A 26929-nucleotide genomic window follows, 5' to 3' on the forward strand; every position below is an offset into this window, starting at 1 on the left:
GAAGATCAGGCCACGCCCAGCGCCACCACGGCGATGACGGCGGCGCTCTGCAAGAGGTGCGTATCCAGCCCGTGCACCATTCCCGAGCGGGTCATGCGCACGGCCACGCGCCAGTCCCACGGTTCGAAGTGGCGCACGTAGGCGCGCAGGGGCACGCCGTCCATGGCGTATTCGACGGGGCCTTCCTTCACGTCCTTGAAGAAGGCGGCGATGCCCGCCTCTTCCAGCGTCTTGCCGCGCAGCGCGGGATGATGGAGAATCATGCCCGAGGCATCGTAGACGAAGGCGTAGCCCGCGCCCGCCACGCGCACCTTGTCCAGCATTTCGGCCAGTTGCGGCGTGCGGATGACGCGGCCCACGAACAGCACGGTGATGATGGCGCCGTCCTCGTCGCGCACGGGCCTGTAGGCGGTGATGTACCAGTCGTTCACCACGAAGGCGCGGCCGGTGTAGGTTTCGCCGCGCAGGACCGCCTTGTAGACCGGGCTGTCCTCGGGGATGTAGGTGCCCACGGCGCGCTGGCCGTCCGCCGTGCGCACGTTGGTGGCGATGCGCACCAGCTTGCCGGGCAGCACCTGGAACAGGGTGGCGGCCCCGCCCGCCATCCGCTGCACGCGGTCCACCACCTCGCTGTTGTCGCGCATGGGTTTGCGGCCCAGCAGGGAATACTGGTACAGGCCGGGCAGTTCGACCGTTTTCTTCTGCCGGGTGACCTGGTTGACCACGTCCACCTTCTGTACGTCGTTCCTGCGCACCATGAGCGGGCCGTCAGCCAGCAGTTGGGATTCGAACAGCGTGAGGTCGGAGGTGACCTTTTCCTGCGTGATGGAATGCTGCATCTCGATGGTGGAGACAAGATTGTCCGTGGCGGACTTCAGGTTGAGCTGCCCGAGGTCCACCAGGTCGCCCCTGACGACGATGGTGAGCACGATGGCCATGAACGCCACGGTGCTTGCGACGATGGCGGCGCTGCCCAGATAGAATTTGGTGCTGAAACGCATCCGCTGGAACATGGAATCCCCCCCCAGGGCTGGCGGCCGCAAGGCGGCACCGCGTGTGGACGGCGCGTGGCCGGAAAGCGGCCCGAGTGTGACCGAGTGTGTCTGGCGTGGCGAGTGTTCACGAGTATTGATCGGAATGACGCCAAAATTAACATGATACATGATGATAGGAGGGCGGGATGAGCGGAAGCGAAGGAAAGGACAGGTTCGACACCTCGGGATTCGTCATGCGCAAGCAGGAAGTGGGCGAGGCCGACGCGGCGATGACCGTGTCGCGCGCGGGGCGCAGGCCGTCCTTCGACCCGGCGGCGGAGCGCATCGTGATCCTGGGACTGCCGGGCAGCGGCAGGCGGCGGCTGGCGGAACTGGTGGCGGAGCGCTTCGGCATGCAGGCCGCGGCGCCGGAAGACGACGCCGCGCCCGGGGTGGTGACCGAACTGTGCTGCCGCACGGGCCTGGTGCTGGCGGCCCCGGTATCCGCCGTGCGCGACGAACAACTGCGGGCCTGCCTGCGCGACGGGGCGCGGGTGTTCTACATGATGACCAACCCGGTGCGGCTGGCCGCCGAACTGGGCCTTTCCGGCGAGGCCGGGGAGAAGTTCTGCCGCGATGCGCTGGAACTGGAAACCCTGTGCATGGGCGTGCTGCACTTTCTGCTGCCGGACGGAAGGTCGCCGGAGCAGTTGGTGGTCAACGTGTGCGAGAACCTTGGGGTGGGGTAGGCAAACGGTCCTTGGCAGGCGCTACCACGCCGCCACGCCGCCGTCGCCGCGCGGGTCGGCCGCGCCTTCCAGCATGCCGTCCGGGTGGTGCACGATGGCCCCGGCGTGGCCCATGACCGGGTCGTAGTCCCCCACCATGCGCACGGGGTGCCCGGCCGCGCGCAGCGCGTCGGCCACGGCGGGGTCGAAGCGGCCCTCCAGCCGCAGGGCCACGGCGTCGTCGCCCCCACCGTCTCCCCATGTCTTGCCGAGCAGCCAGCGCGGCGCGCTGACGGCCCGTTGCAGCGGCTGGCCGAAGACCACGTGGCGGGTGAACACGGCGGCCTGGGTCTGGGGCTGGCCTTCGCCGCCCATGGTGCCGTAGGGCATGACCCGGCCGTCGGCCAGCAGGGCCAGGGCCGGGTTCAGGGTGTGGAAGGGCTTGCGGCGGGGAGCAAGCGCGGCAGGGCTGTCGGCGCGCAGGCTGAACCCGCAGCCCCGGTTCTGCCAGGTGATGCCGGTGCGCGGCAGCACCACGCCGGAGCCGAATTCGAAAAAGATGCTCTGGATGCAACTGACTGCGCGGCCCTGGGCGTCCACCGCGCCCAGCCACACCGTATCGCCGCCGGAGGGCGGCGCGGGCCACGGCAGGGCGCGGGCCATGTCCACGTCGCGGGCCAGGGCGTCCAGCCGGTCGGCCCGCAGGGCCTCGGCGGGGGGGTAGGGCAGGTGGTCCGGGTCGCCCACCAGACCGTCGCGCATGCGGAAGGCGCGCTTGGTGGCCTCGACGATGGCGTGGACATGGGCGAACGTGTCCGGGGCGAAGACTTCCGGATCGATGCCCGCGCCTGCGTCCAGCAACCGCTCGAAGATGCCGAGAATGCACAGCGAGGCCACCCCCTGCGACGGCGGGGGCAGGTTGAACACCTGGCCCTGCGGCAGGCGCAGGGACAGCGGGGCCACCAGCGACGCCCGGTGTTCCGCGAGGTCCGCCGCCGTGAGCGGCGAGCCCGCGTGGGCAAGGTCGGCGGCCATGGCGGCGGCCACCTGGCCCCGGTAGAAATCGTCCAGCCCCTGCCTGCCCAGCGTGCGCAGGGTATCGGCCAACGCGGGCAGGCGCAGGGTGCTTCCTTCCGGGGGGCAGGCGCCGCCGGGCAGGAACTGCGCGGCAAAGCCGGGCTGGGCGGCCAGCGATTCCTGGTGGGCGCGCACCAGCGCGTGGTGCCCGGCGGTGACGGCGAAGCCGTGCCGGGCGTGCCATTCCGCCTCCTCCAGCAGGCGCGGCAGGGGCAGGGCCGGACCCCACGCGCGGGCGTGGTCCAGCGCCGCCGCCCAGCCGGATACGGCCCCGGCCACGGTGATGGCGGCCAGCGGGCCGCGCCGGGGCACTGCGTCCGTGTGACCCGCTTTTCGCAACAGGTCCGGCGTCACGGCCGCGCCGGAACGTCCGCTGGCGTCGATGCCCACGGGCGCGGGCGCGCCGGGCTGGTGAATGAGCCAGAAGCCGTCGCCGCCAAGGCCGGTCATGTGCGGATAGACCGCGCACAAGGTGGCGGCGGCCGCCACCACGGCCTCCACGGCGTTGCCGCCTTCGCGCAGGATGGCGAGACCGGCCTGCGAGGCGAGGTGATGCGGGGTGACGACCATGCCCCTGCGGGCGCGCGGCGTGTGCAGCATGACCGGGCTCCTTGGTGGTTTGCGTCAGCGACGTGTGAGGGAGGATGGCAGTTTTACCGCGTTGTCCGCAACACCGCTGCCAGGGCGATGCGCCCACTATCGAAAAGTTTGCGGAGGGGAATGGGGGTCCGGGGGAAAGGGGAGGAACTTTGAAAAGTTCCTCCCCTTTCCCCCGATTTTCTTACCCTCTCAACCTCAGATAATTACGGAACAACCGGCGGCTCATGCGCGACCAGGCATCGAAGTCGGCGGTGGATTCCAGGCCGGGCACCAGCGCCTTGACCACGGGGAATTCCAGGTCGGCGTGGGTGAGGTCTACGTACACGGGGGCCATGCGGTTGACGGCGAACAGGGTTTCCAGCAGCGCCAGGTTGCGCTGGGGCGATTCCAGGGTCAGGTCGGGCAGGTCTTCCAGCCTGCGTTCGGGCAGACCGCGCACGCCGGGGCCGGAGGGGCCGCCGTTGGGGTAGGGGAAGGGGGTCTCGGTCATGGCGGAGAGCACGGCCCGGCGGCCGGAAAGGCCCGCGCCGGTGCCGCGCGCCACCTGCCCGCGCGGCCCCACCACGAAGCACTTGTAGCAGGGCACGCCGAACTCGGTGGTCAGGTCCTGGAACTGGATGTGAATGCCGCGCGCGGCGTAGTCGTCCAGCAGGGCCTGCAACCGCGCGTCGTCGGTGATCAGGCGGAAGCACTGCGAGCGGTCGTAGGGCATGGTGGCTTCGGCGTCGCGCTCGAGGATTTCGGTGAGCGCGGCCACCTTGGCCTCGGCCATGATGTTGCCGGTGGCCAGCCCGGTGGAGCCGGAAGCCGAGAACAGCGCGATTTCGTCAAGGTTGCAAAACAGATAGGCCATCTGCGCGGGCACCAGCACGGGCCGCATGCCGCCCGCGTCGTCGGGGGTGTGGCCGGTGAGCCAGTACAGGGGCTGGTCCTGGTAGGGGGCCTCCAGCGGGATGGCCTGCGGGGCCAGCACTTCGCGGCCATCGGCCAGCAGTTCGGACAGGCGGGCGCGGAGCAGCGGCTGCGGGGTGGCCCGGTCGAGCACGTGAAGTTGGCCCCCAATCTCGCCGACCTCACCAACGGAGACGTAGGACGAGGCGCGCTCCACCATCTCCATGGCGTAGGAGGCGCGCGCGTCGGCCAGGGACAGGCCCCGGCCGTAGGTGGTGCCCTCGCCCTTCAGGGTGTAGTCCAGCGCGCCGCAGCGCACGGTCATGTCCACATTCCAGCGGCGCAGCAGGGCGATGGGGGAAAGGGATGCCTCGTGGCGCATCTCCACCCCGGCGATGATGCCGTTTTCCACCAGCCGTTCCAGCGCGAGGGACGCCGTCTCGTGCGACGGGGGGCGTTGCCAGGGGGCGGATTCGGCGGGCTCCATGACCAGCAGGGCGCGGATGTCGGCGGCGGTGGCCACCGGGCGTTCCGGGCCGTCCAGGATTTCCGCCGGGTCGTACAGCGGCGGGATGTCCATGTCCTCGAGCTGCGGCAGCATGCGGTGGTGGTGCATGTTGTCGCGGAACACCTCGCACCAGGCGCGGTGCAGGTCGCGGTCGGGCTGGGCATGCCAGCGCAGGGCGATGTGCGGGGTGGCGGCCTCGATGGAGGCAAGGGCTTCCGGCGCGGAGGCCGGATCCGCCAGGCGGACGAGGTCGGCAAGGTCGGGGTTCAGCAGGCATGCCTCGCGCAGCAGGGCGGCGGTGGCGGGCCGGGCGGCCGGGTCGAGGGCGTCCAGCAGGGAGGCCATGCGCTCCGGGGTGAACACGGCGGCGAGGCGCAGCAGATGGCTGTGCAGGAATTCGTCCAGGGGCGCGGCCTCCAGCCGGTCCAGGCCCTGCTCGAAGGTCATGTCCGCCGGGGGCTCGCAGGCGAAGTAGCCGGTGGTGGCCTCCGTGGAGGTGTGCGTGTAGCGGTAGTGCAGGGTGGGGAGGGGGGACGGCCGCGTGGCGGCGGTATTGTCGTGGGTTGTGGTGTCGGGAGTGGTGGCGTTGGGCATGGGTCCTCCGTGAGTGTGCGTGGGGATGGCATAGCGTATGGGGAGGCAGGGGGGAAGGGGGGATGGGGAGTGTACTGTTGCACCCGGCTTCTACGAAGACAGTCGCGTCCTGTTGCCCACGTCCGATTTCGTTATGCCTCCGGCGGGCAAGGGGCCGCTGAGCGGCGGCCCCTTGCAACCCCGCGCTCCAGGGGGGCTTCGCCTCCCCTGGACCCCCAGCGTTTCTTGCACCGCATTCCTGTGCCGGGCAGCTTCCCTGCGGCGCTGGCGCGCCTTGGGAGATCTGCCCGGCGGAATGCGAATGTGCACATATCTCTCGTCGTCTTGGCAAAGGTCCGGGTTGTGCCCTTGCCGTTGCGCGGTTTGCGGTGCACCCGCAACGCCGGAGCTTCCGCCGTCGCAAAGCCTCCGGCGGCGATTTCCGGCTGCGGGCGCAATCCGCGCGGATGTTGCGCTTTGTCTGGGGAGCTTGGTGCCTTGCAGGACGCACAGGTGCGTCTGATATGAATTGCTGCCCAGTTCTTGCCTGAGTGATGACGTTCACTATTTTATCATGTTGGCAGGTTAGAGGCGCGGAAAACCTGTGTGCGGCGATACGTATCCGTAGCCGGAAATCGTCGCCGGAGGCTTTGCGACGGCGGACGTTTTGGATGTATGGGGCGTGGGGGATACGGTTGGACTTTCATGTGGTGTTCAAAGGAAACGTCTCGTGCGTAGAAGCGTGTGACGCCGGGCTTTGACGGCGGCACATGCGTCGCGGCGAGGGTGAAGGTAAAGGCACCCTCGTTGTGCCATGCCATCGGGAGCCATGCGCACATCGCATTCCAGGCGCCAGATCACCCGAAGGCGTCCTGCGCCGGAGGGAAGCTGGCGACGATGGGAATGCGGTGCGTGAAAACACGGGGTTCCAAGGGGCGGAGCCCCTGGAACGCGGGGATGCAAGGGGCCATCGTTCAATGGCCCCTTGCCCGCCGGAGGCATAACGAAATCGAGCGTGGTCAACAGGGCTGGACTGTCTTCGTAGAAGCCGTGCTCAACCTCGTACAACCCATCCCAACCCGCCGGAGGCATAACGAAAAGGGGGCCGCGTTTCCGCAGCCCCCTCGCTCAACTACCCAATCCAATTCCACTCTCTCTCTCGCGTGCGTGCGTTCCCCCGCGCGCTCCCCCACCTACTGCGCCGCAATCCACTCCATGGCCGCGTGCAGGTCGAGGGTGCCGGTATAAATCGCCCGGCCGGTGACGGCCCCCTCCACGCTGGTGGTCAGCGTCAGCGGATACAATGCCCGCACGTCCTCCAGCGTGGCCACGCCGCCCGCCGCGATGACCGGCACCGGGCACATGCCCGCCAGCCGTTCCAGCGCGGCCAGGTTCACCCCGGTCTGCATGCCGTCGCGGTCGATGTCGGTGTAGATGACGAAGGCGGCGCCCGCGTCCAGCAGGCGGGGCAGCGCGTCGTCCACGGTCAGGCCGGAATCGGCCACCCAGCCCTTGGTCTTCAGCCTGCCGCCCTCGGCGTCCAGCGAGACGCCGATGCGCCCCGGAAAGGCCGCGCACAGGCGGGCGTACAGGTCCGGTTCCTCCAGGGCCACGGTGCCGATGATCAGCCGTTCCACCCCGGCGTCGAGGTAGGCCGTGGCCGTGGCCTCGTCGCGGATGCCGCCGCCAAGCTGCACCGGCACGGAAAGGTCGGCGCAGATGCGACGGATCAAGTCGAAGTTGGCGGGCATGCCGCTGAAGGCCCCGTCCAGGTCGATGACGTGCAGCCATTTGGCGCCCTGGTCCTGCCAGTGGCGGGCCATGGCGGCCGGGTCGTCGGAAAACACGGTCTCGGCGTCGGCGCGGCCCTGCCGCAGCCGCACGCAACGGCCGTCCTTGATGTCCACGGCGGGGAAAAGGATCACAGACCGAACTCCTTGACGGCCTTGCGCATCCCTTCCCTGGCCAGGTCAAGGGCGGACAGCCACTTGCCCTTGCGCCCCACGAACTTGCCCACTTCCAGCAGGTTGTCCGCGAGGCCCATCTGTTTTTCGTCGTAGTTGGAGCGCTTGACCAGGGTGCCGCCCCTTACGTCGATGAGGAACACGTCCATCATGATGCTGGCGGACTCGGTGACGCCCATGTCGCCGCCCTGGCGTTCGCGCAGGTCGATGACCTGGGGCACCAGCAGGAAGTCCACGTCGGCCTGGCGGCCCACTTCGACCCAGTAGGCCAGCGCCTGGGGCCGACCGCCGGTGCGCCCGCCCGCCTGGGTCGACAGCGAGGGCTTGGTGGCGGCAAAGCTGTACACCCGCTTGGTTTCGCCGCGCAGGATGTCGCCGAAGGCACGGTCGAGGTCGGCGAAGGTTTCTTCCTCCACCTTCTGCTGGTCCTCGGGGATGTACCCGGCCAGCAGGTCGGCCATGGCCGTGGGCTGGGTGAAGGCCGCCACGCCGATGGTGGCGTCGGGCAGCGGGGCCGGGCCGCGCTGGCGCTGCGAGCAGCCGGGCAGCACGGCGAGCAGGGTGAGGACGAGCAGCGCGAGCAGCGCGCCCGACACCGGGAAGGCGATGAAACCGCGATGGGTACGCATCAGTCTAGGCTCCCTTTGGTGCTGAGCAGCGTCTCGCGGTCACGGCGCACCGCCTGCCGCAGGGCAAGTCCCAGCCCCTTGGCGGCGGATTCCAGCAGGTGGTGACCGTTCCTGCCGTACAGGAACGAGACGTGCAGGTTCATGCGGGCGGCCGACGCGAACGCCTTCAGGAACTCGCGCCACAGGTCGCGCTCCTGCCCGGCGACGACGGGCGGCAACAGGTCGTCCCCGCGCCATTCAAGCCACGGGCGGCCGGAGATGTCGATGCACACGTCGGCCAGGGCCTCGTCCATGGGCACGCGGGCAAAACCCACGCGGGCTATGCCCGCCCGTTCGCCCAGGGCCTCGGCCAGGGCCTGGCCCAGGCACAGGCCCACGTCCTCCACGGTGTGGTGGGCGTCGATGTGCAGGTCGCCGGTGCAGGACAGGGTAAGGTCGAACCCGGCCCAGAACGCGGCCAGGGTGATGACGTGGTCCGCCATGCCGAACCCGGTGTGCACGTTGACAAGGCCCTGCCCGTCCACCACGAGGTCGAGGCGGATGGAGGTCTCCTTGGTTTCGCGGAACACGGCGGCGCTGCGCTGGCTCATCTCGGGCTCCTTCCGGGGTGCGTGGTTCATGTGTGGACCGTTGTGTGCCGCGGCGCGGGGCTAGTCGCCCTGCACGACCTTGTCGGGGCCGGGCTTTTCGGCGTCGCCGTCCTCTTCTTCTGCCGCGCCTTCGTCCTCTTCGTCCTCTTCGTCCGCGCCGGGCTTCTTCTTGCCGAACACGGCGGCCACGAGGATGCTTATTTCATACAGCACAAGCATGGGCGCCGCCATCATCAACTGCGAGAAAACATCCGGCGGGGTGAGAATGGCGGCCACGATGAAGATGGCGAGGATGGCGTACTTGCGGGTCTTGCGCATCCACTGCGCGGTGACGAGGCCGAGCCGCGACAGGAAGAACGCGAACAGCGGCATTTCGAAGATGAGCCCGAAGGCCAGCAGCATCTTCAGGGTAAAGCCGAGGTACTCGTCCAGCTTGGGCATGGGCGCGATGGTGTCCGTGGCGAAGCCCACGAAGAACTCGAAGGCGTAGGGGAACACCTGGAAATAGCAGAACGCCGCGCCCGCCACGAAGAACAGCGCCGACGCCCCGGCGATGGGGATGATGTGGCGCTTTTCCTCGTCGTACAGGCCGGGCGCGATGAACGCCCAGATCTGGTAGAACAGGTACGGGCTGGCCAGAAAGGCCCCGGCCACCAGCGCCACCTGCATGTAGACGAAGAACGCCTCGGGCAGCGCGGTGTAGATCAGCTTGGCCCCGGACGGCAGCGCCCGGGTCAGGGGAATCATCAGGTAGTTGAACAGCTCTTCGGCAAAACCGTAGCAGGCGAAGAAGCCCACGGTCAGCGCGATGAGGCAGCGCACCAGGCGCACGCGCAGTTCGGAAAGATGGTCCAGCAGGGTCATGGAGCGGCCGCCTTCGGCGGCGGCTTCCTCTTCCTTGCCGGCGCGGTCCACGGCCTCGCTGAGGTCGCGCGGGGGGGCGGACACCACGGCGGTTTCCGTGGCGGCGGCTTCGTCCGTGTCGTCCGTGTCGTCCGTGTCATTCGGGGGCGGGGCGTCGGAGCCGTCCTGACCGGTGCCCCCACTGGCGTCCGTACCGGCAACGGGGGCGGCGTCGGAGCCGTCCGGCTCGTAGTCGGGCAGCACGGCTGCGGCGATCACGTCCTCGACGGAGCGGGATTCGCCGGATTCGGCTTCCGCCGAAGCGGATTCCGCCTGTCCGGCGTCGGGAGCATCGCTGGCTGGCGCGTCGGAAGGCGCCGGGGTCGCAGCTGTTTCCTCGATGGCGCCGCACGAAGCGTACGCCAGCCCGGCATCGGGGTCCGACTGCCACGCGGGCTTCCGCTCGCAGGCGTCGATGGCGTCCAGTTCGCAGGCGTTGCGTTCGGCGGCGTCCGGGTCGTAGGCGTTGGGATCGCAGCCGTCCGGCTGGTCCGCCGCAGCAGGCGTCTCGCGCTCGCCGTCGGACACGGGCTCCGCCTTGGCGGCGTCCTTGTCGTCCCGGCTCATGCGCTCTTACCGTCGGCTTCGGTGGCGGGCTTGGCGGCTTCGGCCTTCTGGGGTTCGGCCTTGGCGGCTTCGTCCTTGGGGGCCTCGGCCTTGGCCTTGTCGTCGAAGAATTCCTTCTCGGCTTCCTTCTTGCGGCGCTCGTGATCGTCGAGTTCGATCTCGGTGTTCAGCGTGCGCTGGAAGTCTGTGGAAACCCTGCGGAATTCACCCATGGCCTTGCCCAGCGTGCGCGCGATGTTGGGCAGGTTCTTGGGACCGAGGACGATGAGGGCCACAACCATGATGACCAGAAGTTCCGTGCTGCCGATGCCGAACATTGAAAACAGACCGCCTTGGTTGCAGTGCTGCGGGCAGGGGCGGGAAAGACCGGCCATGCCCGGTGGGCGCCGCGCGGTGGCGCGGCCCTACGGCCAAATGCGGGGGGCGCCACGGGGGCCTTCCGGCCCCCGCGCGTCCGCCGGGCGCTCATCTGAACGTGCACCTGGGCGCGCATCTGGGTGCGCACCTGGGCGAACGCCGTCCGCCTATTCCCATTCGATGGTGCTCGGCGGCTTCGAGGAGATGTCGTAGACCACGCGGTTCACGCCCTTCACCTCGTTGATTATCCGGCTCGAAATACGCTCAAGCAGTTCGGAAGGCAAGCGCGCCCAGTCCGCCGTCATGGCGTCCACGCTGTCCACGATGCGCAGGGCGATGACGTGCTCGTAGGTGCGGCCGTCGCCCATGACGCCCACGGTCTTCAGCGGCAGCAGCACGGCGAAGCCCTGCCACACCTTGCGGTACCAGCCGGAGGCCATCAGTTCGTGCTGCACGACCTTGTCGGCCTTGCGCAGGATGTCCAGGCGTTCCTCGGTGATCTCGCCGATGACCCGGATGGCGAGGCCCGGGCCGGGGAAGGGGTGCCGCCAGATGATGAAGTCCGGCAGGCCCAGTTCCGCCGCCACCTTGCGCACTTCGTCCTTGAACAGTTCGCGCAGCGGTTCGATGAGCTTCAGGTTCATCTTTTCCGGCAGACCGCCCACGTTGTGGTGGCTCTTGATGACGGCGGAAGGCCCCTTGTGCGACACCGACTCGATGACGTCGGGGTACAGGGTGCCCTGCGCCAGGAAGTCCACGTGGCCGAGTGCCTTGGCTTCCTCGTCGAACACCTCGATGAAGGTGTAGCCGATGATCTTGCGCTTCTGCTCGGGGTCGTCCACGCCTTCCAGTTTGTCGAGGAAGCGGCGCTGGGCCTGCACGTACTTCAGGTTCAGGTCGAAGTGCTCGCACAGGTAGTCCACCACTTCCTGGCCTTCGTTCAGGCGCAGCACGCCGTTGTCCACGAAGATGCAGTGCAGGCGCTTGCCGATGGCCTTGTGCAGCAGCACGGCCACCACGGTGGAGTCGATGCCGCCCGAAAGCGCGCACACCACGTGGCGGTCGCCCACGGTTTCGGCCATTTCCTTCACCGCGCGCTCCACGAACGAGGACATGGTCCAGTCGGCCTTCAGCCTGGCCACGTGGAACAGGAAGTTGTTGATGATGCGGGTGCCTTCCTCGGTGTGGTGCACCTCCGGGTGGAACTGCACGGCGTAGATGCGTCGGGCTTCGTCGGCCATGGCGGCCACGTCCAGGGTGGCGGTGCGGCCCACCACGGCGAAGCCGGGCGGGGGCGTCTTGACCTTGTCGCCGTGGCTCATCCACACGCGGGTGGAGGCGGCCTTGTCGATGCCGTCCCACAGCGGGCAGTCTCCCAGCAGGGTGAGGTCGGCCGGGCCGTACTCGCGGGTTTCCGAGGTGGCCAACTGGCCGCCCAGGTTGTGCCCCAGAAGCTGCATGCCGTAGCAGATGGCCAGCACCGGCACGCCGAGTTCCAGCAGGCCCTTGTCCAGGGCGGGGGCGTCGGCCTCGCCCACGCTGGCCGGGCCGCCGGACAGGATGACGGCGGCGGGATTCATGGCGCGCACCTGCTCCGCCGTGACGATGCAGGGATGGATTTCGGAATAGACGCCGGCCTCGCGCACGCGGCGGGCGATGAGCTGCGTCACCTGCGAACCGTAGTCGATGATGATGACCTTGGTCTGTGCTTCCATGTGCTGTCCTCTGTCGCCCGCGCGGGGTGCATCGGGCAATCGTGATATGCGTTGTGAGGCCGTTGTGTCTGGGGGGTGGCGGTGGCCGTCAGGGCCTTTCTGCCTTTTCCTGCGCGGAACCGCTGCGTCCGCGGCGGGATTTTCGTTTCCCGGCAAGGAACGCGAGGGGCGGCGAGGGGAGCGCACTCTTCCGTGCGTGACCCGAGCCGCCTCCGACGCGTGACGATGCCGGGGGGCGAAAGGCCCGTCGCGGGTTAATTATTGTCGATGCGGTAGTTCGGGGACTCCTTCGTGATGATCACGTCGTGCACATGGCTTTCACGCAGCCCGGCCGCCGAGATTTCCACGAACTGCGCCTTTTCCTGCAATTCCCTGATGTCGGCCGCGCCCACGTAGCCCATGCCCGAGCGCAGGCCGCCCACCAGTTGGTACAGGCTTTCGGCCACCGGGCCCTTCACGGGCACGCGGCCCACGATGCCCTCGGGCACCAGCTTCTTGCTCTTTTCCTGGAAGTAGCGGTCGGAGCTGCCTTCCTTCATGGCGTCGATGGAGCCCATGCCGCGATAGATCTTGTACGAGCGGCCCTGGTAGAGGATGGTTTCGCCCGGGCTTTCGTCGGTGCCCGCGAACAGGCTGCCGATCATCACGGTGTCCGCGCCCATGGCGATGGCCTTCACCACGTCGCCGGAGAACTTCACGCCGCCGTCGGCGATGACGCAGCGGCCAAGCTCGCGCGCGGCGCGCACCGATTCGAGGATGGCGGTGACCTGGGGCACGCCCACGCCCGCCACGATGCGGGTGGTGCAGATGGAGCCGGGGCCGATGCCCACCTTCACGGTGTCGGCGCCGGACTTCAGGATGGCTTTCGTCCCCTCGTAGGTGGCCACGTTGCCCGCCACCAGTTGGCACTTGGGAAAGGCGCCCTTGACCATCTCGATGGCGCGCAGCACGTTGCGCGAGTGGCCGTGGGCCGAATCCAGCACCAGGAAGTCCACGCCCGCGCCCAGCAGGGCGCTGGCCCGCTCCTCGCAGTCCTTGCCGATGCCGAGGGCGGCGCCCACGCGCAGGCGGCCGTTGTCGTCCTTGCACGAGAACGGGTACTTCTGGACCTTGTCGATGTCCTTCATGGTGATGAGGCCCTTCAGGCGGTTACCCTCGTCCACCACCAGCAGCTTTTCGATGCGGTGCGCGTGCAGCAGGTCCTTGGCGTCGTCCAGGGTGGTGCCCACGGGCACGGTGACCAGGTTCTTGCTGGTCATCACCTCGCGCACCTGGGTGCCTTCCAGGTCCTTGACGAAGCGCACGTCGCGGTTGGTCAGGATGCCCACCAGTTCCACCCCGCGCACCACGGGCAGGCCGGAGACGCGGTATTCGGCCATCAGCTCCAGGGCCTGGCGCACGGAATAGTCGGGATCGATGGTCACGGGGTCGATGATCATGCCGCTTTCGGACTTCTTGACCTTTTCGACCTCGATGCGCTGGCGGTCCACGGGCATGTTCTTGTGGATGACGCCGACGCCGCCGTTGCGGGCCATGGAGATGGCCATGCCGGAGTCGGTCACGGTGTCCATGGCGGCGCTGAGCAGAGGAATGTTGAGGCGGATTTCGGGGGTGAGCCAGGTGGAGACGTCCACGAGGTCGGGGGTGACTTCGGAATAGCCGGGCTGCAGCAGGACGTCGTCGAACGTCAATGCCTTGCACACGATCTTGCTCATGATCTCTCTCCGGGCGGGTTGGTTGGAGCGTCCGGGCCGCGCGGCGCCGGACCGTTTTCCCCGTCTGCCTCCGAACGAAGGGCGGGCCGTCGGGTTGGGCAGGTTTGACAAATATGTCAAAATTTAATCAACCATCATACAGAGTGGGGCGGCGGATTGTCAAGAATCGGGTTGTTTCCTCAACCAGCGACATGGGGACCTGGCGGAGAGGCAGCGGAGGGACGGGTGAAGGCCGCCGCGCTCTGGCGGCGGGCGCACCCCCTGCGTATTTGCGCATTTTTCATCCGCCGCCCGCCATGGGAGCAAAGCCGCCTCCCGCATGCGCGAAAGGGGCGGTGGTCCGCCCCTTCCGGTGTGTGCATCATACGGTGGGGCTGTTGCCCGCTACTGCTTCTTGTCCTGCTGCTTTGTTTCGGGAGCCGCTTGGGCGGACCCGTGCGTGGCCGACTCCAGTTCCTGCCGGGCCTGCGCCTTGAGGTCTTCCGGGGCCTTGGGATCGTCCAGCACGGCCTTGAGGTGGGCGTTACCCTTGTCTTCGGCCTTCAGGTAGTGGCGGTACAGGATGCCCAGATTGTAGCGCGCGGCGGGCTGGGGGTCGATCTCGATGAGCCGCTCGAAGGTTTCCGCCGCCTTGTCGAAGGACTGCTGCTGGTACTGGGCGATGCCCAGCATGTACAGCGGCTGCGGGTCGGCCGGGGCGGCCACCACGGCGCGGGCCAGGAAGCCTTCGGCGCGCGCCCAGTCGGCGTGGTCCAGGAAATGCTGGCCAAGGGCGAACAGCGCGCCCGCGTCGGTGGGGTTCTGCTGCACCTTCTGCATCAGCGCGGAAACCATTTCCATTTCGCCTGCGTGTTCCCCTTCCTCCTGCGCGGCGGGGCCGCGGCCCTGCTGCACCAGCGAAGGGTTGGACAGGCGGTACAGGAACGAGGCGCCCAGCATGGCGGCAAGGCCCACGCACACGGCCAGCAGCACCAGCTTGCGGCCGCCGTCCAGCGGATTCATGGTCAGGGTGCTATTTGTCATCGCCAAGCATCTCCATGTGGCGGATGCGCCGGTCAAGGGTCTGCTGCGAGCGGGCCAGCAGGAACAGGTAGGCGCCGATGCCCAGCCACACGGCCGCGTTGGCGACCAAAAGCCATTGCGTACTTTCCATATCGTGTTCTCCTACGGAACCAAGCTCATTCCAAATGGTCTTTTCGCCCGCTGGCTGCGTCAAGCTTCGCCTTCCATGGCCTTGCTGTCCTTATCCGTAAGACGCGCGCTGCGCGCTCGCCTAACGGCTACGGCTCGGGCGAATACGAGAAGAGCGCGTTGCGGTCTTCATCCGTAAGGCTCGCAAGCTCGCCTAACGGCTGCGGCATGCGCCCTCATGGGCGGCTTGCTTTCCTTGCCAGCGAACGAAAATCCTCATTTGTGGCCGAGGGGTTCAGATGGTGGTTTCCGTCGCAAGCACGTCGATACGCGCCGCCATGCGCCGCTGCGCCGCGCGCAGCCACGTCAGCGCCACCCACAGGAAGCCGAAGGCGACGATGCAGGCGATGACGGTGGTCTTCATTTCCGGTTCCAGCCCGCCGCCCCTGGATGCGAACACGGTGGGGTGGATGGAGCGCCACAGCCGGGCGGACAGGAACACCAGCGGCACGTCGAGGAAGGCCACGATGCCCACCACGGCGGAGACGGTGCCCAGCCGTTCGCGCGGCAGGTCGAGGGTGCGTAGCACAAGGTAGCCCGCATACACGAACCACATGACCAGGGTGGTGGTCAGACGCGGGTCCCACGTCCACCACACGCCCCAGGAATGGCGGCCCCAGATGGAGCCGGTGACGAGGGCCAGGCCGCTGAACAGCACGCCCACCTCGGCGGCGGCGCCGGACAGCGCGTCCCACTTCCAGTTGCGGGTGCGCAGAAAGGCGATGCTGGCCGCGAACACGGTGAAGAAGCTGATCAGCGACCACCACGCCAGCGGCATGTGGAAGTAGAAGATCTTCTGCACGATGCCCATGGTCTGCTCCACGGGGGCGTACACGAAGATCAGGTATTGGCAGAGCGCGAGGGCCAGGCCCGCGACAATCCCGACAAGGGGCATCGCGGGGGAAAGCCGGTTCGTTCGCATGGGTGCCTCGCTTTTCGTTGGTTCGGCTGGCGGGCACGGAGGGCGGATATGCCTTCCGTCCTGCCCGTATCCCCCCTATGAAAAGTTTTGGAGGGGAGGGGTTCGGGGAGGGGAACCTTTTCCAAAAGGTTCCCCTCCCCGATTACATCTTTTTCAACGTCATTCTTCCCCGCCGTACACGAAGGGGAAGAGCACGATGCCCGCGCCAAGGAACAGGGCGTCGAAGGCGGCCACCAGCCCCAGCCACGACTCCACCCCTTCGGGGATGTCGTCGGCGAAGGCGGCGGCGCCCACCCGGATGCCCGCAAGCAGCACCGGGACCAGCAGCGGAAACAGCACGATGCTGAGCAGCGATTCGCGGGCGGCCTGGCCCTGCGACAGCGCGCCCAGCAGCGCGCCCAGGGCCACGATGCCCACGTCCGCCAGCAGCACGGTGGCCAGGCCCACGTGCCACAGGGGCGACACGGTCTGGCCCAGGAACACCACGGCGGCGGGCAGGAACACGGCCTGGGCGCAGAGCAGCAGGGCGAACCCGGCAATGCCCTTGCCCAGCCACACGGCCTGCACCGGCACCGGGGCCAGCAGCAGGCCGAAGCGCGCGCCGTTGGCCTCTTCGATGGAGAACAGGGTGTTGAAGATGAGCACCTGGCAGAAGGCGGACGCCAGCCAGAAGATGGCGGCGGCCCCCTGCGGTCCCATCACCTCGCCCACCCGCTGCGACAGGCTGAACACGAAGATCAGCAACAGCCCCAGCAGCAGGGCCTGGACCAGGCCGGTGCCGCGCGAAAGCAGCAGGCGCAGGTCCTTGGATGCGATGGCGAAGGCCGCGCTCAGCATGCCACGGCCTCCGGAACGTACCCGGCGGCCGGGCCGCTGTAGGCCACGCGCTTTTCGGCGATGGCCAGCACGTGGTCGGCCCGGACAAGGTCCTCGGCCACGGAATGGCTGATCCAGACGATGCCCGCGCCCCGGTCGCGCGCGGCGGCGATTTCGCGGTGCAGGATGGCCATGGACCGGGTGTCGAGCCCGGTGCCCGGTTCGTCCAGCAGCAGCAGCGACGGCGACAGCAGCAGCACCCGCGCGAGGTTCAGCCGCTGGGCCATGCCGCGCGAAAAGCCGCCCGCCCGTTCGAAGGCGAAGCGCTTCAGTTCCATGCGGTCCAGGGTGGCCAGCAGGGCTTCTTCGGTGCACCGTTCCGGCGCAAGGCCGTGCAGGCGCGCCCAGAAGGCCAGGTTTTCGAAGGCGGTAAGCTCGGGATAGATGAACGTCTGGTGGCCGAGGTAGCCAAGGGCCTCTTCAGGCACGCCGCGCTCCACGCTGCCCGCGCTGGGCCGGGACAGCCCGGCCATGAGCTTGAGCAGCGTGGACTTGCCCGCCCCGTTGGGACCGGCCAGCAGCGTCACCGTGCCGGGGGCCGCCTCGAACGAGACGTCCTTGATCACCAGCCGGTTGCCGTAGAACTTGGCGACCCTGGTCAGCCGCAGCAGCATCATGCCTCCCGCCCGTCTCCGGCGTCGCCGTCCTCGTCGCGCGACGATGCCGGGCGGCGCAGTCCCAGAAAGGGGGCGACGCACATCAGCGTGCCGCCGATCCACACCCAGTTCACCAGCGGGTTCACGCTGACCTTGAGCGTGGCCGCGCCTTCGGCGTCCACGCCCAGCAGGGTGGCGTACAGTTCGTCGCCAAGGCCGAAGATGGTGGCCGCCTCGGCGAATGCCTGGCGGTCGAACTTGGCGTACAGGCGGCGCTGGGGCGACAGCACGCCCACGGGCGCGCCCTCGCGGGTGACGTTCAGTTCGGCCTCGATGAAGATGTAGCCGGGGCCTTCGCCCTCGTACAGGTTCACGTAGCGCAGGTCGTACTTGCCCAGCTTCACCGTGGCGTCGCGGGGAATCTCCATTTCCTGCTCGACCTTGTACGGGCCGGAAAAGGCCACGCCCAGCACCATCAGGGCCAGGCCCAGGTGCACGCCGTGGGCGGCCAGCGAGGCGTTGTTGCGCCGCACGTGGGCTTCGGTGGTCAGCAGGATGACGATGCCCGCCACGCAGGCCGCGCCCGCGCCCGCGCCCAGGGCGGCCATGGGCATGCGGTAGGCGTACCAGGTCATGGCGGTGACGGCGGCCATCACCCCCAGCACGGCCAGCAGCTTCGGCATGCTGCGCACGCCGCCCTTCCAGCCCAGCCACGGACACACCGACAGCAGCACGGCGATGCCCGCGAACAGCGGCAGGCACACCCGGTTGTAGAAGGCGGGTTCGAGCCCCATGGGCTTTTCGACCCAGAACTTGCTGAACACGGGCCACATGGTGGCCACCAGGATGATGGCGGACAGGGCCAGCAGCACCCAGGCCACCAGCACCAGGAAGCCTTCGCGGCTGTCGACGCCGGAAAGGGGCTTTGCGTCGTCCTTGCGCCAGATCAGCGTCACCGCCACGGTCAGCGCGGTGGAGGCCAGGATGAAGATCAGCAGCGGGCGGCCCACGCCGCCGTCGCCGAAGGCGTGCAGCGAATCCACCACCCCGCTGCGCACCAGGTAGGTGGCGAAGAAGGCGGAGATGGTGGTCAGCGCCATGAGCAGGATGTTCACGCGGTGCAGCTTGCCGCGCCGCGACTCGATGACCGAGGTGTGCAGGAACGCGGTGGAGACCAGCCAGGGGATGAGCGAGGCGTTTTCCACCGGGTCCCACGCCCAGTAGCCGCCCCAGCCCAGTTCCATGTACGACCACCAGCCGCCCAGCACGATGCCCGCGGTCAGGAACAGCCACGCGGTCAGGGTGAACGGCCGGGCGATGCCCGCCCAGGCGCCCTCGCGGCCGTAGCCGTCGCTCATGGCCTGGCCCAGGGCGAGACAGCCGGGAATGGCGAAGCCGCCGTACCCCAGGAACAGCAGCGGCGGGTGGAAGATCATGCCGGGGTTCTGGAGCAGCGGGTTCAGGCCGTTGCCGTCGGCCGGGGCCGGGGACGCGGTGAGGAACGGGTTGCTCCACGCGGTGAGGATGAGCAGGAAGAAGGCCATGACGGCCAGGAAGAACAGCCAGAACCACAGCTTGGTCTGGGGGCTGAGGTCGCGGTAGTCGCCGGTGAGGGCGAAGATGACCCCGAACAGGGCCACGGACCACGCCCAGAACAGCATGGACCCGGCCTGTCCGGCCCAGAAGGCCGTCATGCGGTAGAACAGCGGCAGTGCGCGGTCGGTGTAGCTGGCGACGTAGACGAGCGAGAAGTCGAAGTTGACAAGGGCGTACAGCAGCACCACGGATGACAGGGTCATGAACCCGGTCAGCATCAGGTGCGCCTTTTCGATCCACGGCAGGACCGTGGAACGCCCCTGCCACAGTTGCGCGGCTGCCGCCCCGGCGAAGAAGAGGGCGAAAAGCAGCGACGCGACAAGCAGCAAGTAGGCGGAAAGGTGCATGAAGTCTCCTGCCGATATGTGAGGGATGCGCGGAGGCGGTGCGGCGCAAGGACGAAAGCGGAGTGCCGGGTGACGTTCCGCGCCGCCAGTCTTCAGGGGTGTCCCAGGGACCGGAGGCGCGGGGCCAGGGGCGGAATCCGCTACGCGGCGCGCGCAGGCGCGCGACGCAGGCGAAGCCGCCCGTCAGCAGATTATCGCGGCAACCATCGCGGCGACCAGCGTGCCGGTTCGGAAGGCTGGCCGGCCCACGCCGTGTACCCCGCCGGGCATCATCCCTTACGGTTTTCTTTTTCGTATTTCGAGGGACACTTGGTCATCAGCGTCTTGGCGCGGAATTCACCGGCGGTTCCGCCCTGGGGCATGCCGCCTTCCACGATGACCTCGACGCCTTCCTTGAAGGTGTCGGGCACGGCCCCGCGGTACATCACCCGCACGGTCTGCCCCGGGCTGTCCTTGTCTTCGAGCAGGAAGCGCACGCCCGGCCCGTCGTCCAGCCTGGCGATGCCCTCGGGGGCCACCGTGCCGAACAGGCGGATGGACTGCAACTTGTCCGAGGGCATGGCGAGGGCTTCCGAAACGTTCAGGAAGTACACGCTGTTCTGGGAAAAGCCCGAGAACACCAGATAGCCCACCCCGCCCAGGAACAGGGCGAGGGCCACGAGGTACAGGCTTTTGCCGTTCTTCTTCGACATGTGTGGTCCTTATGGCTTCCCTGCCCGGTCCGGCGGGTTGGCGAACCGGCGATCCGGTGCGATCCGGAAAGGGCGGGAAGTGCGCCGCCGCATCGCGCGCAGGCCGGGGGGCGGTGCCCACCCGTGCCGTTGCCGGAAGGGCCGTCCCTTCGGCCGCGCGGGGCGCGTTCGTGGTGCAGGCGCGGGTAGCGCCGCGCGGGCCGCTGGCGTGGCCGCCCGCATGATCGCCGGTGCGTGACCGGCCGCGAACTGTGTATCGTCTCGCGGCATCGTGTGGCGGTGCCGGGTTGCATCGGATGCGTTGCCGCCGGAAACGTCCCGTCAGGCCGGGTGGTGCCGGAACGGCCCCCCCACCTTACGGAAACGTCGCATGCGGCTGCGTCTGGCATACGGCGTTTCTTCCGTCGTGGCAAGGGGGTAGCGCCCGTGCAAAGGCTTTCACAACGGGATACAGCCTCGGGTAACAAGCTGTAACAACAACGGATCGCTCATCTAAATAAATGCTAACAGTAATCATTCTTTATTTTTGAACCAATTCCGCGCGGCGGCGTCGGGCCAGTTCCTGCCTGTCATCCACCTGCTTCGGCACCCGCTTCCGGTCCAGCGACAGGATGTTGCGGATGGAACGTTTAGCGTACGGCTGGATGCGCCCGGCCCGGCGCGACAGGCTGGCGATGGCCCGGATGTCGTCTGCGGTGGCGGGGAGCGCATGCGCCGCCGGGGCGCCGCCTTGAAAAAAGCGGCCCGCCGTGCCACAAGTTGCCCCACCATGAACCCGGCACCGAACACCACATCCCTCGCCGCCGTGCTGCTCGACCGCGACGGCACCGTCATCGAGGACCGCCACTATCTGGCCGACCCCGCAGGCGTCGCGCTGCTGCCGGGTGCCGGGCAGGGCCTTGCCGCCCTGGCCGCCGCCGGGGCGCGGCTGTTCCTCGTCACCAACCAGTCGGGCATCGGCCGGGGCTACTTCACCGAGGCCGACCTGCACGCCTGCAATGACCGCCTCGGCGAACTGCTGGGGGAATACGGCGTGTCGTTGACCGGCACGGCCTTCTGCCCGCACGGCCCGGACGACGGCTGCGCCTGCCGCAAGCCTGCGCCGGGCATGTGGCTGGCCCTGCGCGACCGGCACGGCCTGTGCGCCGCCGCCACCGCCATGGTGGGCGACAAGCCTGAGGACGTGGTCTTCGGCCGCGATGCGGGCCTGGGGCTGGTGGTGCTGGTGCTGACCGGCAAGGGGCAGGCCGCCGCGCGCACCCTGGGTGTGCCCGTACCCGAAGGCGACGCCCCCGTGCGGGAACCAGACCCCGCCGACCTTGCCGCGCGGCCGGACTGGCCGCACGCGGTGGCGCGCGACCTTGCCGCGGCGGCCGCGTGGCTGCTGGGCCAGGCCACCGCGCGGGCGCGGGGCGTGTCAAACTCGTCGGATACGTCAGGCAGATCGGGCACATCAGGCGCATCGGGCACGCCGGGTTCATCCTCCTGCGGCCCCTTTTCCACGGACCTTTCGCGGAGCGAACCGTCATGAGCCGCATCGGCGTCTGGAACACCGCCTTCCTGGGCGACGCGGTGCTTACGCTGCCGCTTCTGCGCACCCTGCGCGCCAACTACCCCGACGCCGAACTGCACTTCTGGGTGCGGCGCGGCGTGGGCAGCCTGTTCGCCGCGCAGCCCGAGCTTTCCGGCGTGCACGAGTTCGACAAGCGCGGCGGCGAAAGCGGCGTCATGGCCGCCGCCCGCGTGGGACGGCAACTGGCGCGCGAGAACCATTCGCTGTGGATTTCCGCCCACGCCAGCCTGCGCAGCGCGTGCATCGCCCGCTGGACCAGCGCTAAGGTGCGCATCGGCTACGACCGGCCGTGGTTCAATTCGTGGTTCTACACCCACACCGTTCCGCGCCGTTTCGACCAACTGGACGAGATCGAACGGCTGCTGCAACTGGTGCGGCCCCTGAACCTCAGGCAGGTCCTGGACTGGCCGGAACTGGTGCTGCCCGAACCCGCCCGTGAACGGGCCGCCGCCTTCCGCGCGGAGTACGCGGGCGACGGCGCACCGTTACTCGGCGTACATCCCGGTTCCGTGTGGGCCACCAAGCGCTGGCCCGCCGAATATTTCGCCGAGGTGGTCCGCCGCGCCGCCGCCCATGGCGCGCGCGTCGTGCTGTTCGCCGGACCCGGCGAGGAAGCCGTGGCGCGCGAGGTGGCCGAACGCTCCGGCACCCTCGGCAGCCCCGCGCTCATTGACCTGTCCGGCGCGCTCTCGCTTGTGGACCTTGCCGCGCACCTCGCCGTGCTCGACTGCTATCTCAGCAACGATTCCGGTCCCATGCACATCGCCTGGGCCCAGCGTACCCCCGTCACCGCCATCTTCGGCCCCACCGTGCGCCGCCACGGCTTCTACCCGCGCGGCCCCAAGGCCACCGTGCTCGAAACCGGCCTGGACTGCCGTCCCTGCGGCCTGCACGGCCCCCAGCAGTGCCCCTTGGGCCATCATCGCTGCATGCGCGACATCACCCCCGACACCGTGTGGCAGGACGTGCACGCGAAACTGTTCGGGTAGGCGTCCGGAGTAAACGGGGGAAAGGGAGAAGCCCCTCTCCCCCGATTCGTATTACCCGTGATGATGGTGCACGTCGCCGCCGGTGTGGGTGTGCACGTGGGTGTGGGGGGTATGGGTGGCGGTGCGGACCGCGCCGTCCCGCACGGTGAGGAAGCTGTCGCAGGTCCGGGCCAGAAAGTCCCAGTCGTGCGAGATGATCAGATGGGTGGGGCTGTGCGCGGCCAGGGTGGCGATGAGCCGCTCGCGGGTGCGCGGGTCCAGGTCGTTGGTGGGCTCGTCCAGCAGCAGGGCCTGCGGCTGCATGGCCAGCACGGCGGCCAGGGCGATCATCTTCTTTTCGCCGCCGGACAGGCGGTGGGTGACCCGGCTGCCGAACCCGGCGAAGCCGAGCCGCTCCAGGGTGGCCTCGGCCACGGCGCGGGCCTGGGTCGGGGATGCGCCGTGGTTCAGCGGGCCGAAGGCCACGTCTTCCAGCACGGTGGGGCAGAACAACTGGTCGTCGGAATTCTGGAACAGAAAGCCTACTTCGCGGCGCAGCGGGACAAAGTCCGCCTCGCGGGCCAGGGGCACGCCCCGGTGCAGCACCCGGCCGGACTGTGGACGCAACAGTCCCATGAGCAGGTGCAGCAGGGTGGACTTGCCGCTGCCGTTGTGGCCCAGCAGGCCGATGCGCCGCCCCGGCCGCAGGGCCAGCGAGGCGCCGCGCAGCACCGGTTCCGCGCTGCCGGGATAGGTGAAGTGGATGTCCTGCACGGCCGCCAGCGGCGGGGTGGCGTCATCATCGGCATGGCTGTGCGGATGGGGATGCGGATGGTCGTGCCCCTCGTCGTGCCCGTGCGCATGGTCGTGCGCATGGTCATGTGCATGGTTGCGGGGCTGTCCGCTGTTCGGGGGAGTGGCTGCGGTGCTCATGGCAGTCCGGCGAGGGGTTGCAGGATGTCGGCGGCCAGCAGGGCGGCCGCGCACAGGATGATGACGGCGGCCAGCAGGCGGTCGCCGGGGCGTCCGGCGGGCTCGGCCAGCATGTGGAAACGCCCGGCAAAGCCGCGCAGGCGCATGGCCTGGCCCACGCGCTCGGCCCGGTCGAAGCTGCGCACCAGCACCATGCCCGCCATGTTCGCGTATGTCCGGTAGGTGTGCAGGTTGGTGCCGGGGGTGAAGCCGCGCACCTTCGCGGCGGTGCGCAGGCGGTGGTATTCCCGGGCCACCACGTGCAACTGCCGCCAGGTGAACAGCAGCAGCAGGGCCAGCTTGTCCGGCAGGCCCAGCCCCGCCACGGCATGGCCCACGGCGGTGATGTCCGAGGTGCCCGCCAGTGCGATGAAGGCCAGCACGATGGCGTTGGACTTCAGGGTGACCAGCAGGGCCTGGGCCACGCCCGCGTCGGTGGCGGTCAGAGACAGCCAGTCCGGGGCCAGCCAGTCCGGCAGGCCGGGGAAGGGACCGATGCGCAGCAGCGGCGCGCCGGGCAGGGAAAAGGGCAGGAACAGCCACAGGAAGGCCACGAACACGTTCACGGCGGCCAGCCGCCGCAGCAGGCGGGGCAGGGGCAGGCGGGCCCACAGGCACAGGGCCGCGCCCGCCAGCAGGGCCAGCGCGGCCGGGCCGGGCGAGCGCAGCAGGGCCGCGCACACGGCGAAGGCCAGCGCGGCCATCAGCTTGCAGCGCGGGTCCGCCAGGTGCAGGCGCGAGGCGCCCCGGCTGAAGGGTTCGTCCAGCACGGGGGCGCCGCTAGCCGTGGGACGTGGAGGTGAAGGCCAGCATCTCGGGCCGCACCCGGGCGATGAACGACACCACCAGCGCCGTCACCACCCCTTCCGCGAACATGACCGGGACGTGCGCCAGCAGCAGCGCCCGCGCGGCGGCGGAGAATTCCTCGCCGGACAGGGCCAGCGCCCCGGCGGTGAGCAGGGCGGACACGCCCACGGACAGGAAGCCGCAGGCGAAAGCCGCGCCCCCGCGCAGGCGGTCCGGGCCGGACAGCATGGGCCGGAAAACGTAGAAGCACAGCACCGGAGGCAGGGCCATGGTGAAGGTGTTCACCCCCAGCACGGTGAGCCCGCCGAACTGGAACAGCAGGGCCTGCAACGCCAGCGCCACGAAGATGGCGGGAAAGGCGGCCCAGCCCAGCATGACGCCCAGCAGCCCGTTGAGCACCAGGTGCGCGCTGGCGGGACCGATGGGCACGTGGATCAGCGAGGCCACGAAAAAGGCGGAGGACAGGATGGCCACGGTCATCAGGCGATCGTAGTCCAGGCGCTTCAGGCCCGTGGCGACGCCAAGGGCGGCCAGCGCCGCGCCCGCGCCGAGCACGGCCGGGGAAAGCACCCCTTCCGAAATGTGCATGCATGCCTCGCGCTGTCTGCGCGCCCGTCGCGGCGCGCGGAAAATCCGGCGTCACGGGCGTGCCGAAAGGGGTAGCAGATGGCACATGGAGCGTCAACGTGCCACGATTCCGCGAGGCGTGCCGGGCGCGGCATACCGTCACTGGCCATGACACGGAAAAAACGCCCCCGTATGCGCGAGGCATGCGGGGGCGGTGCATTGCGTCTCTGCGGTACGCGGCGCTACATGAAGAAGACCAGCGTCACCAGTACGAACGTGGGCACCAGGATGCCGCACGACCAGGCCATGTAGCCGAAGAAGCTGGGCATCTTCACGCCTTGGTCTTCGGCGATGGAGCGCACCATGAAGTTGGGCGCGTTGCCGATGTAGGTGTTGGCCCCCATGAACACGGCGCCTGCGGAGATGGCCAGCAGGGTGTTGGTCATGTCGTGCATCAGGTGCATGGCGTCGCCCCCGGCGGTGTTGAAGAACACCAGGTAGGTGGGCGCGTTGTCCAGGAAGCTGGACAGCAGGCCGGTCAGCCAGAAGTACATGACGTTCACCGGCTGGCCGTCGTGCGACACCATCTGGATCACCGAGCGCAGCGCGCCGTTCTCGCCCGCCTTCAGGATGGCGATGGCCGGGATCATGCTGATGAAGATGCCCGCGAACAGCTTGGCCACCTCGATGATGGGAAACCACGAGAAGTCGTTCTTCACGCGCGATTCGGGGTCGGTGAGCTTCAGCGACAACCCGGCGATGGCCAGCAGGATGACGTCGCGCGCGATGTTCTGCAGTTCCACCGGCACGTGGTACACGTTGAATTCCACGCCGGGCTTCCAGAAGCCGCTCATGAGAACCGCACCCACCACGCCGCCCAGCAGCAGCAGGTTCACGCCGCCTTCCAGGCCCAGTTTTTCTCCGGTGTCCTGTTGCGGCGGCACGGGGCGGCCTTCCTTGCCGAACAGCACGGTGTCCAGCGCGAAGAACACGGCCAGCAGCAGCACCGAAACCAGCAGCATGGGGGCAAACATGTGGATGGTGGTCCAGAAGAACGAGACGCCCTTCAGGAAGCCGAGGAACAGCGGCGGGTCGCCCAGCGGCGTCAGCGAGCCGCCGATGTTGGCCACCAGGAAGATGAAGAACACCACCGAATGCACCTTGTACCTGCGATGGGCGTTGGCGCGCAGCAGCGGACGGATCAGCAGCATGGCCGCGCCGGTGGTGCCCATCCAACTCGCCAGCACCGTGCCGATGGCCAGCAGCATGGTGTTGACCACGGGCGTGCCCACCAGCGAGCCGGTCAGGCGTACGCCGCCGGCCACGGTGAACAGGGCGAACAGCAGGATGATGAACGGGATGTACTCCAGCAGCAGGGTGTGCAGCACTTCGTACAGGGCCAGCGAGGCGCCGAACTTGATGGCGAAGGGCACAAGGAAGGCCAGGCCCCAGAACGCGGAGACCTTGCCGAAGTGATGGTGCCAGAAGTGCGGCGCCACCAGGGGAAAAACGGCGATGGACAGCAGCATGCAGGCGAACGGCACCGCCCACAGGCCACCGAGCAGCGCACCGTCGAGATGCGGCGCACCCGCGCCGGCGGCGAACGCCATGCCCGGGAGCATGGCGGCGACGGCGGCCGCGAGGGCCATGGCCGCCTTCTGGATCTGGGTCTTCACTGGGGAGCCTCCTTGGCGTCTCGTAGTATGGAGTCCGTCCGGCCGGGGCACGGCGACAGCGTTGTCGCTGGCCGGGATGATTCGGGAAGCCGGCACGTCGCTTTCGTGCCGGTGGGCGCATCCGGGCGGGCCATGGTGCGTCCGCGTCACGCGGCGAAGAGGACTGCGGCCCCGCGCCAGTGCCTGTAGTAACGGGAGTGCGCCATCTTTTCAACAGCGCGGTTTCGCGATGGCGTTGCAGTGGCGGTTGCGGCGGGGGGCACCGCCCTGCCCGCGCGGATCAGTGTGGTGGCGGCATCACCGATGCGAGCAACGCTTCGCCCCGGTTATGGAGCAACATGGTTTGGTTGGTCAA

General features: G+C 68.6%; 24 protein-coding genes. 3 read left to right on the forward strand and 21 right to left on the reverse strand.

All coding sequences use genetic code 11. The features are described 5' to 3' along the window. Positions 1 to 5 precede the first annotated feature (5 nt). Positions 6 to 1013, reverse strand: a complete 1008-nt coding sequence (locus V6B97_RS09165) for a Cache 3/Cache 2 fusion domain-containing protein (RefSeq protein WP_333506200.1) — start codon at positions 1011 to 1013, stop codon at positions 6 to 8. A gap of 167 nt (positions 1014 to 1180) precedes the next feature. Between V6B97_RS09165 and V6B97_RS09170 the strand changes: the two genes are divergently transcribed. After that, a complete protein-coding gene (locus V6B97_RS09170) occupies positions 1181 to 1723 on the forward strand; it encodes a hypothetical protein (protein WP_333506201.1) in 543 nt (180 codons plus the stop codon). Positions 1724 to 1744: 21 nt separating this feature from the next. Here the strand turns inward: V6B97_RS09170 and V6B97_RS09175 are convergent, their stop codons facing one another. The 16 genes from V6B97_RS09175 to V6B97_RS09250 form a co-directional block, all read right to left on the reverse strand. Beyond that, a complete protein-coding gene (locus tag V6B97_RS09175; RefSeq protein WP_333506202.1) occupies positions 1745 to 3379 on the reverse strand; it encodes a gamma-glutamyltransferase family protein in 1635 nt (544 codons plus the stop codon). A gap of 181 nt (positions 3380 to 3560) precedes the next feature. Then, positions 3561 to 5372: a YcaO-like family protein gene (locus V6B97_RS09180; RefSeq protein ID WP_333506203.1), complete on the reverse strand. Its 1812-nt coding sequence runs from the start codon at positions 5370 to 5372 to the stop codon at positions 3561 to 3563. A gap of 1172 nt (positions 5373 to 6544) precedes the next feature. Beyond that, positions 6545 to 7276, reverse strand: coding sequence for a 1-(5-phosphoribosyl)-5-[(5-phosphoribosylamino)methylideneamino]imidazole-4-carboxamide isomerase (hisA, locus tag V6B97_RS09185; RefSeq protein ID WP_333506204.1), 732 nt, complete (start codon positions 7274 to 7276; stop codon positions 6545 to 6547). Continuing rightward, complete coding sequence (locus V6B97_RS09190; protein ID WP_333506206.1) at positions 7273 to 7944, reverse strand: hypothetical protein; 672 nt, start codon at positions 7942 to 7944, stop codon at positions 7273 to 7275. The genes hisA and V6B97_RS09190 overlap by 4 nt, the downstream gene beginning before the upstream one ends. Continuing rightward, entirely contained in the window at positions 7944 to 8534 is a 591-nt protein-coding gene (hisB, locus tag V6B97_RS09195) for an imidazoleglycerol-phosphate dehydratase HisB (protein WP_333506207.1), read from the reverse strand. The genes V6B97_RS09190 and hisB overlap by 1 nt, the downstream gene beginning before the upstream one ends. A gap of 60 nt (positions 8535 to 8594) precedes the next feature. Then, positions 8595 to 9398, reverse strand: coding sequence for a twin-arginine translocase subunit TatC (tatC, locus tag V6B97_RS17430; protein ID WP_442935477.1), 804 nt, complete (start codon positions 9396 to 9398; stop codon positions 8595 to 8597). A gap of 602 nt (positions 9399 to 10000) precedes the next feature. Next, positions 10001 to 10321, reverse strand: coding sequence for a Sec-independent protein translocase protein TatB (gene tatB / locus V6B97_RS09205; protein ID WP_333506209.1), 321 nt, complete (start codon positions 10319 to 10321; stop codon positions 10001 to 10003). A gap of 207 nt (positions 10322 to 10528) precedes the next feature. Next, on the reverse strand, positions 10529 to 12076 hold the full coding sequence (gene guaA / locus V6B97_RS09210; RefSeq protein ID WP_333506210.1) for a glutamine-hydrolyzing GMP synthase: 1548 nt from the start codon (positions 12074 to 12076) through the stop codon (positions 10529 to 10531). Between the two features lie 254 nt (positions 12077 to 12330). Then, positions 12331 to 13791 carry an IMP dehydrogenase gene (gene guaB, locus V6B97_RS09215; RefSeq protein WP_333506211.1) on the reverse strand — a complete coding sequence of 487 codons (1461 nt, stop codon included), beginning with the start codon at positions 13789 to 13791 and terminating at the stop codon, positions 12331 to 12333. Between the two features lie 384 nt (positions 13792 to 14175). Further along, positions 14176 to 14814, reverse strand: a complete 639-nt coding sequence (locus tag V6B97_RS09220; protein WP_333506212.1) for a tetratricopeptide repeat protein — start codon at positions 14812 to 14814, stop codon at positions 14176 to 14178. Further along, positions 14804 to 14944 carry a CcmD family protein gene (locus V6B97_RS09225; protein ID WP_116305856.1) on the reverse strand — a complete coding sequence of 47 codons (141 nt, stop codon included), beginning with the start codon at positions 14942 to 14944 and terminating at the stop codon, positions 14804 to 14806. Before V6B97_RS09225 ends, V6B97_RS09220 begins: the two co-directional genes overlap by 11 nt. Before the next feature lie 273 nt (positions 14945 to 15217). Beyond that, positions 15218 to 15904: a cytochrome c biogenesis protein gene (locus tag V6B97_RS09230; protein ID WP_333506213.1), complete on the reverse strand. Its 687-nt coding sequence runs from the start codon at positions 15902 to 15904 to the stop codon at positions 15218 to 15220. Positions 15905 to 16063: 159 nt separating this feature from the next. Further along, the gene (locus V6B97_RS09235; RefSeq protein ID WP_333506214.1) at positions 16064 to 16741 is read right to left on the reverse strand and encodes a heme exporter protein CcmB; all 678 of its coding nucleotides are present in this window, start codon (positions 16739 to 16741) and stop codon (positions 16064 to 16066) included. After that, complete coding sequence (locus tag V6B97_RS09240) at positions 16735 to 17394, reverse strand: ABC transporter ATP-binding protein (protein ID WP_333506257.1); 660 nt, start codon at positions 17392 to 17394, stop codon at positions 16735 to 16737. The genes V6B97_RS09235 and V6B97_RS09240 overlap by 7 nt, the downstream gene beginning before the upstream one ends. Next, the gene (locus tag V6B97_RS09245; protein ID WP_333506215.1) at positions 17394 to 19319 is read right to left on the reverse strand and encodes a heme lyase CcmF/NrfE family subunit; all 1926 of its coding nucleotides are present in this window, start codon (positions 19317 to 19319) and stop codon (positions 17394 to 17396) included. Before V6B97_RS09245 ends, V6B97_RS09240 begins: the two co-directional genes overlap by 1 nt. A gap of 269 nt (positions 19320 to 19588) precedes the next feature. Next, positions 19589 to 20011 carry a cytochrome c maturation protein CcmE gene (locus V6B97_RS09250; protein WP_333506217.1) on the reverse strand — a complete coding sequence of 141 codons (423 nt, stop codon included), beginning with the start codon at positions 20009 to 20011 and terminating at the stop codon, positions 19589 to 19591. 769 nt (positions 20012 to 20780) lie between these two features. On the opposite strand from V6B97_RS09250, the gene V6B97_RS09255 reads away from it, so the two are divergent. Together V6B97_RS09255 and waaF are read left to right on the forward strand one after the other, a co-directional pair. Continuing rightward, on the forward strand, positions 20781 to 21542 hold the full coding sequence (locus V6B97_RS09255) for a D-glycero-alpha-D-manno-heptose-1,7-bisphosphate 7-phosphatase (protein WP_333506218.1): 762 nt from the start codon (positions 20781 to 20783) through the stop codon (positions 21540 to 21542). Next, positions 21539 to 22573 carry a lipopolysaccharide heptosyltransferase II gene (waaF, locus tag V6B97_RS09260; protein ID WP_333506219.1) on the forward strand — a complete coding sequence of 345 codons (1035 nt, stop codon included), beginning with the start codon at positions 21539 to 21541 and terminating at the stop codon, positions 22571 to 22573. Before V6B97_RS09255 ends, waaF begins: the two co-directional genes overlap by 4 nt. 51 nt (positions 22574 to 22624) lie before the next feature. Here the strand turns inward: waaF and V6B97_RS09265 are convergent, their stop codons facing one another. The 4 genes from V6B97_RS09265 to V6B97_RS09280 all read right to left on the reverse strand — a co-directional run bounded on the left by V6B97_RS09265 (position 22625) and on the right by V6B97_RS09280 (position 26547). Beyond that, positions 22625 to 23485 (reverse strand): energy-coupling factor ABC transporter ATP-binding protein, encoded by an 861-nt coding sequence (locus V6B97_RS09265; RefSeq protein WP_333506220.1) that lies wholly within the window; start codon positions 23483 to 23485, stop codon positions 22625 to 22627. Continuing rightward, a complete protein-coding gene (gene cbiQ / locus V6B97_RS09270) occupies positions 23482 to 24294 on the reverse strand; it encodes a cobalt ECF transporter T component CbiQ (RefSeq protein WP_333506222.1) in 813 nt (270 codons plus the stop codon). Before cbiQ ends, V6B97_RS09265 begins: the two co-directional genes overlap by 4 nt. A gap of 10 nt (positions 24295 to 24304) precedes the next feature. Beyond that, a complete protein-coding gene (gene cbiM, locus V6B97_RS09275) occupies positions 24305 to 24919 on the reverse strand; it encodes a cobalt transporter CbiM (protein ID WP_333506223.1) in 615 nt (204 codons plus the stop codon). 221 nt (positions 24920 to 25140) lie between these two features. Further along, complete coding sequence (locus tag V6B97_RS09280) at positions 25141 to 26547, reverse strand: sodium:proton antiporter (RefSeq protein ID WP_333506258.1); 1407 nt, start codon at positions 26545 to 26547, stop codon at positions 25141 to 25143. Positions 26548 to 26929: the final 382 nt, after the last annotated feature.

This window comes from Nitratidesulfovibrio sp. 1201_IL3209, assembly GCF_036763125.1.
GTDB lineage: Bacteria > Desulfobacterota > Desulfovibrionia > Desulfovibrionales > Desulfovibrionaceae > Cupidesulfovibrio.

Bases quoted from the DNA above. Each gene is read 5' to 3' on its own strand.
- V6B97_RS09165 (WP_333506200.1), bottom strand. From the start codon at position 1,013: ATGTTCCAGCGGATGCGTTTCAGCACCAAATTCTATCTGGGCAGCGCC.
- waaF (WP_333506219.1), top strand. From the start codon at position 21,539: ATGAGCCGCATCGGCGTCTGGAACACCGCCTTCCTGGGCGACGCGGTG.
- guaB (WP_333506211.1), bottom strand. From the start codon at position 13,791: ATGAGCAAGATCGTGTGCAAGGCATTGACGTTCGACGACGTCCTGCTG.
- V6B97_RS09190 (WP_333506206.1), bottom strand. From the start codon at position 7,944: ATGCGTACCCATCGCGGTTTCATCGCCTTCCCGGTGTCGGGCGCGCTG.
- V6B97_RS09245 (WP_333506215.1), bottom strand. From the start codon at position 19,319: ATGCACCTTTCCGCCTACTTGCTGCTTGTCGCGTCGCTGCTTTTCGCC.
- hisB (WP_333506207.1), bottom strand. From the start codon at position 8,534: ATGAGCCAGCGCAGCGCCGCCGTGTTCCGCGAAACCAAGGAGACCTCC.
- tatC (WP_442935477.1), bottom strand. From the start codon at position 9,398: ATGACCCTGCTGGACCATCTTTCCGAACTGCGCGTGCGCCTGGTGCGC.
- V6B97_RS09240 (WP_333506257.1), bottom strand. From the start codon at position 17,394: ATGCTGCTGCGGCTGACCAGGGTCGCCAAGTTCTACGGCAACCGGCTG.
- V6B97_RS09175 (WP_333506202.1), bottom strand. From the start codon at position 3,379: ATGCTGCACACGCCGCGCGCCCGCAGGGGCATGGTCGTCACCCCGCAT.
- V6B97_RS09220 (WP_333506212.1), bottom strand. From the start codon at position 14,814: ATGACAAATAGCACCCTGACCATGAATCCGCTGGACGGCGGCCGCAAG.
- V6B97_RS09235 (WP_333506214.1), bottom strand. From the start codon at position 16,741: ATGCTGAGCGCGGCCTTCGCCATCGCATCCAAGGACCTGCGCCTGCTG.
- V6B97_RS09230 (WP_333506213.1), bottom strand. From the start codon at position 15,904: ATGCGAACGAACCGGCTTTCCCCCGCGATGCCCCTTGTCGGGATTGTC.
- V6B97_RS09180 (WP_333506203.1), bottom strand. From the start codon at position 5,372: ATGCCCAACGCCACCACTCCCGACACCACAACCCACGACAATACCGCC.
- V6B97_RS09280 (WP_333506258.1), bottom strand. From the start codon at position 26,547: ATGGCCCTCGCGGCCGCCGTCGCCGCCATGCTCCCGGGCATGGCGTTC.
- V6B97_RS09250 (WP_333506217.1), bottom strand. From the start codon at position 20,011: ATGTCGAAGAAGAACGGCAAAAGCCTGTACCTCGTGGCCCTCGCCCTG.
- V6B97_RS09170 (WP_333506201.1), top strand. From the start codon at position 1,181: ATGAGCGGAAGCGAAGGAAAGGACAGGTTCGACACCTCGGGATTCGTC.
- tatB (WP_333506209.1), bottom strand. From the start codon at position 10,321: ATGTTCGGCATCGGCAGCACGGAACTTCTGGTCATCATGGTTGTGGCC.
- V6B97_RS09255 (WP_333506218.1), top strand. From the start codon at position 20,781: ATGAACCCGGCACCGAACACCACATCCCTCGCCGCCGTGCTGCTCGAC.
- V6B97_RS09225 (WP_116305856.1), bottom strand. From the start codon at position 14,944: ATGGAAAGTACGCAATGGCTTTTGGTCGCCAACGCGGCCGTGTGGCTG.
- V6B97_RS09265 (WP_333506220.1), bottom strand. From the start codon at position 23,485: ATGAGCACCGCAGCCACTCCCCCGAACAGCGGACAGCCCCGCAACCAT.
- guaA (WP_333506210.1), bottom strand. From the start codon at position 12,076: ATGGAAGCACAGACCAAGGTCATCATCATCGACTACGGTTCGCAGGTG.
- cbiM (WP_333506223.1), bottom strand. From the start codon at position 24,919: ATGCACATTTCGGAAGGGGTGCTTTCCCCGGCCGTGCTCGGCGCGGGC.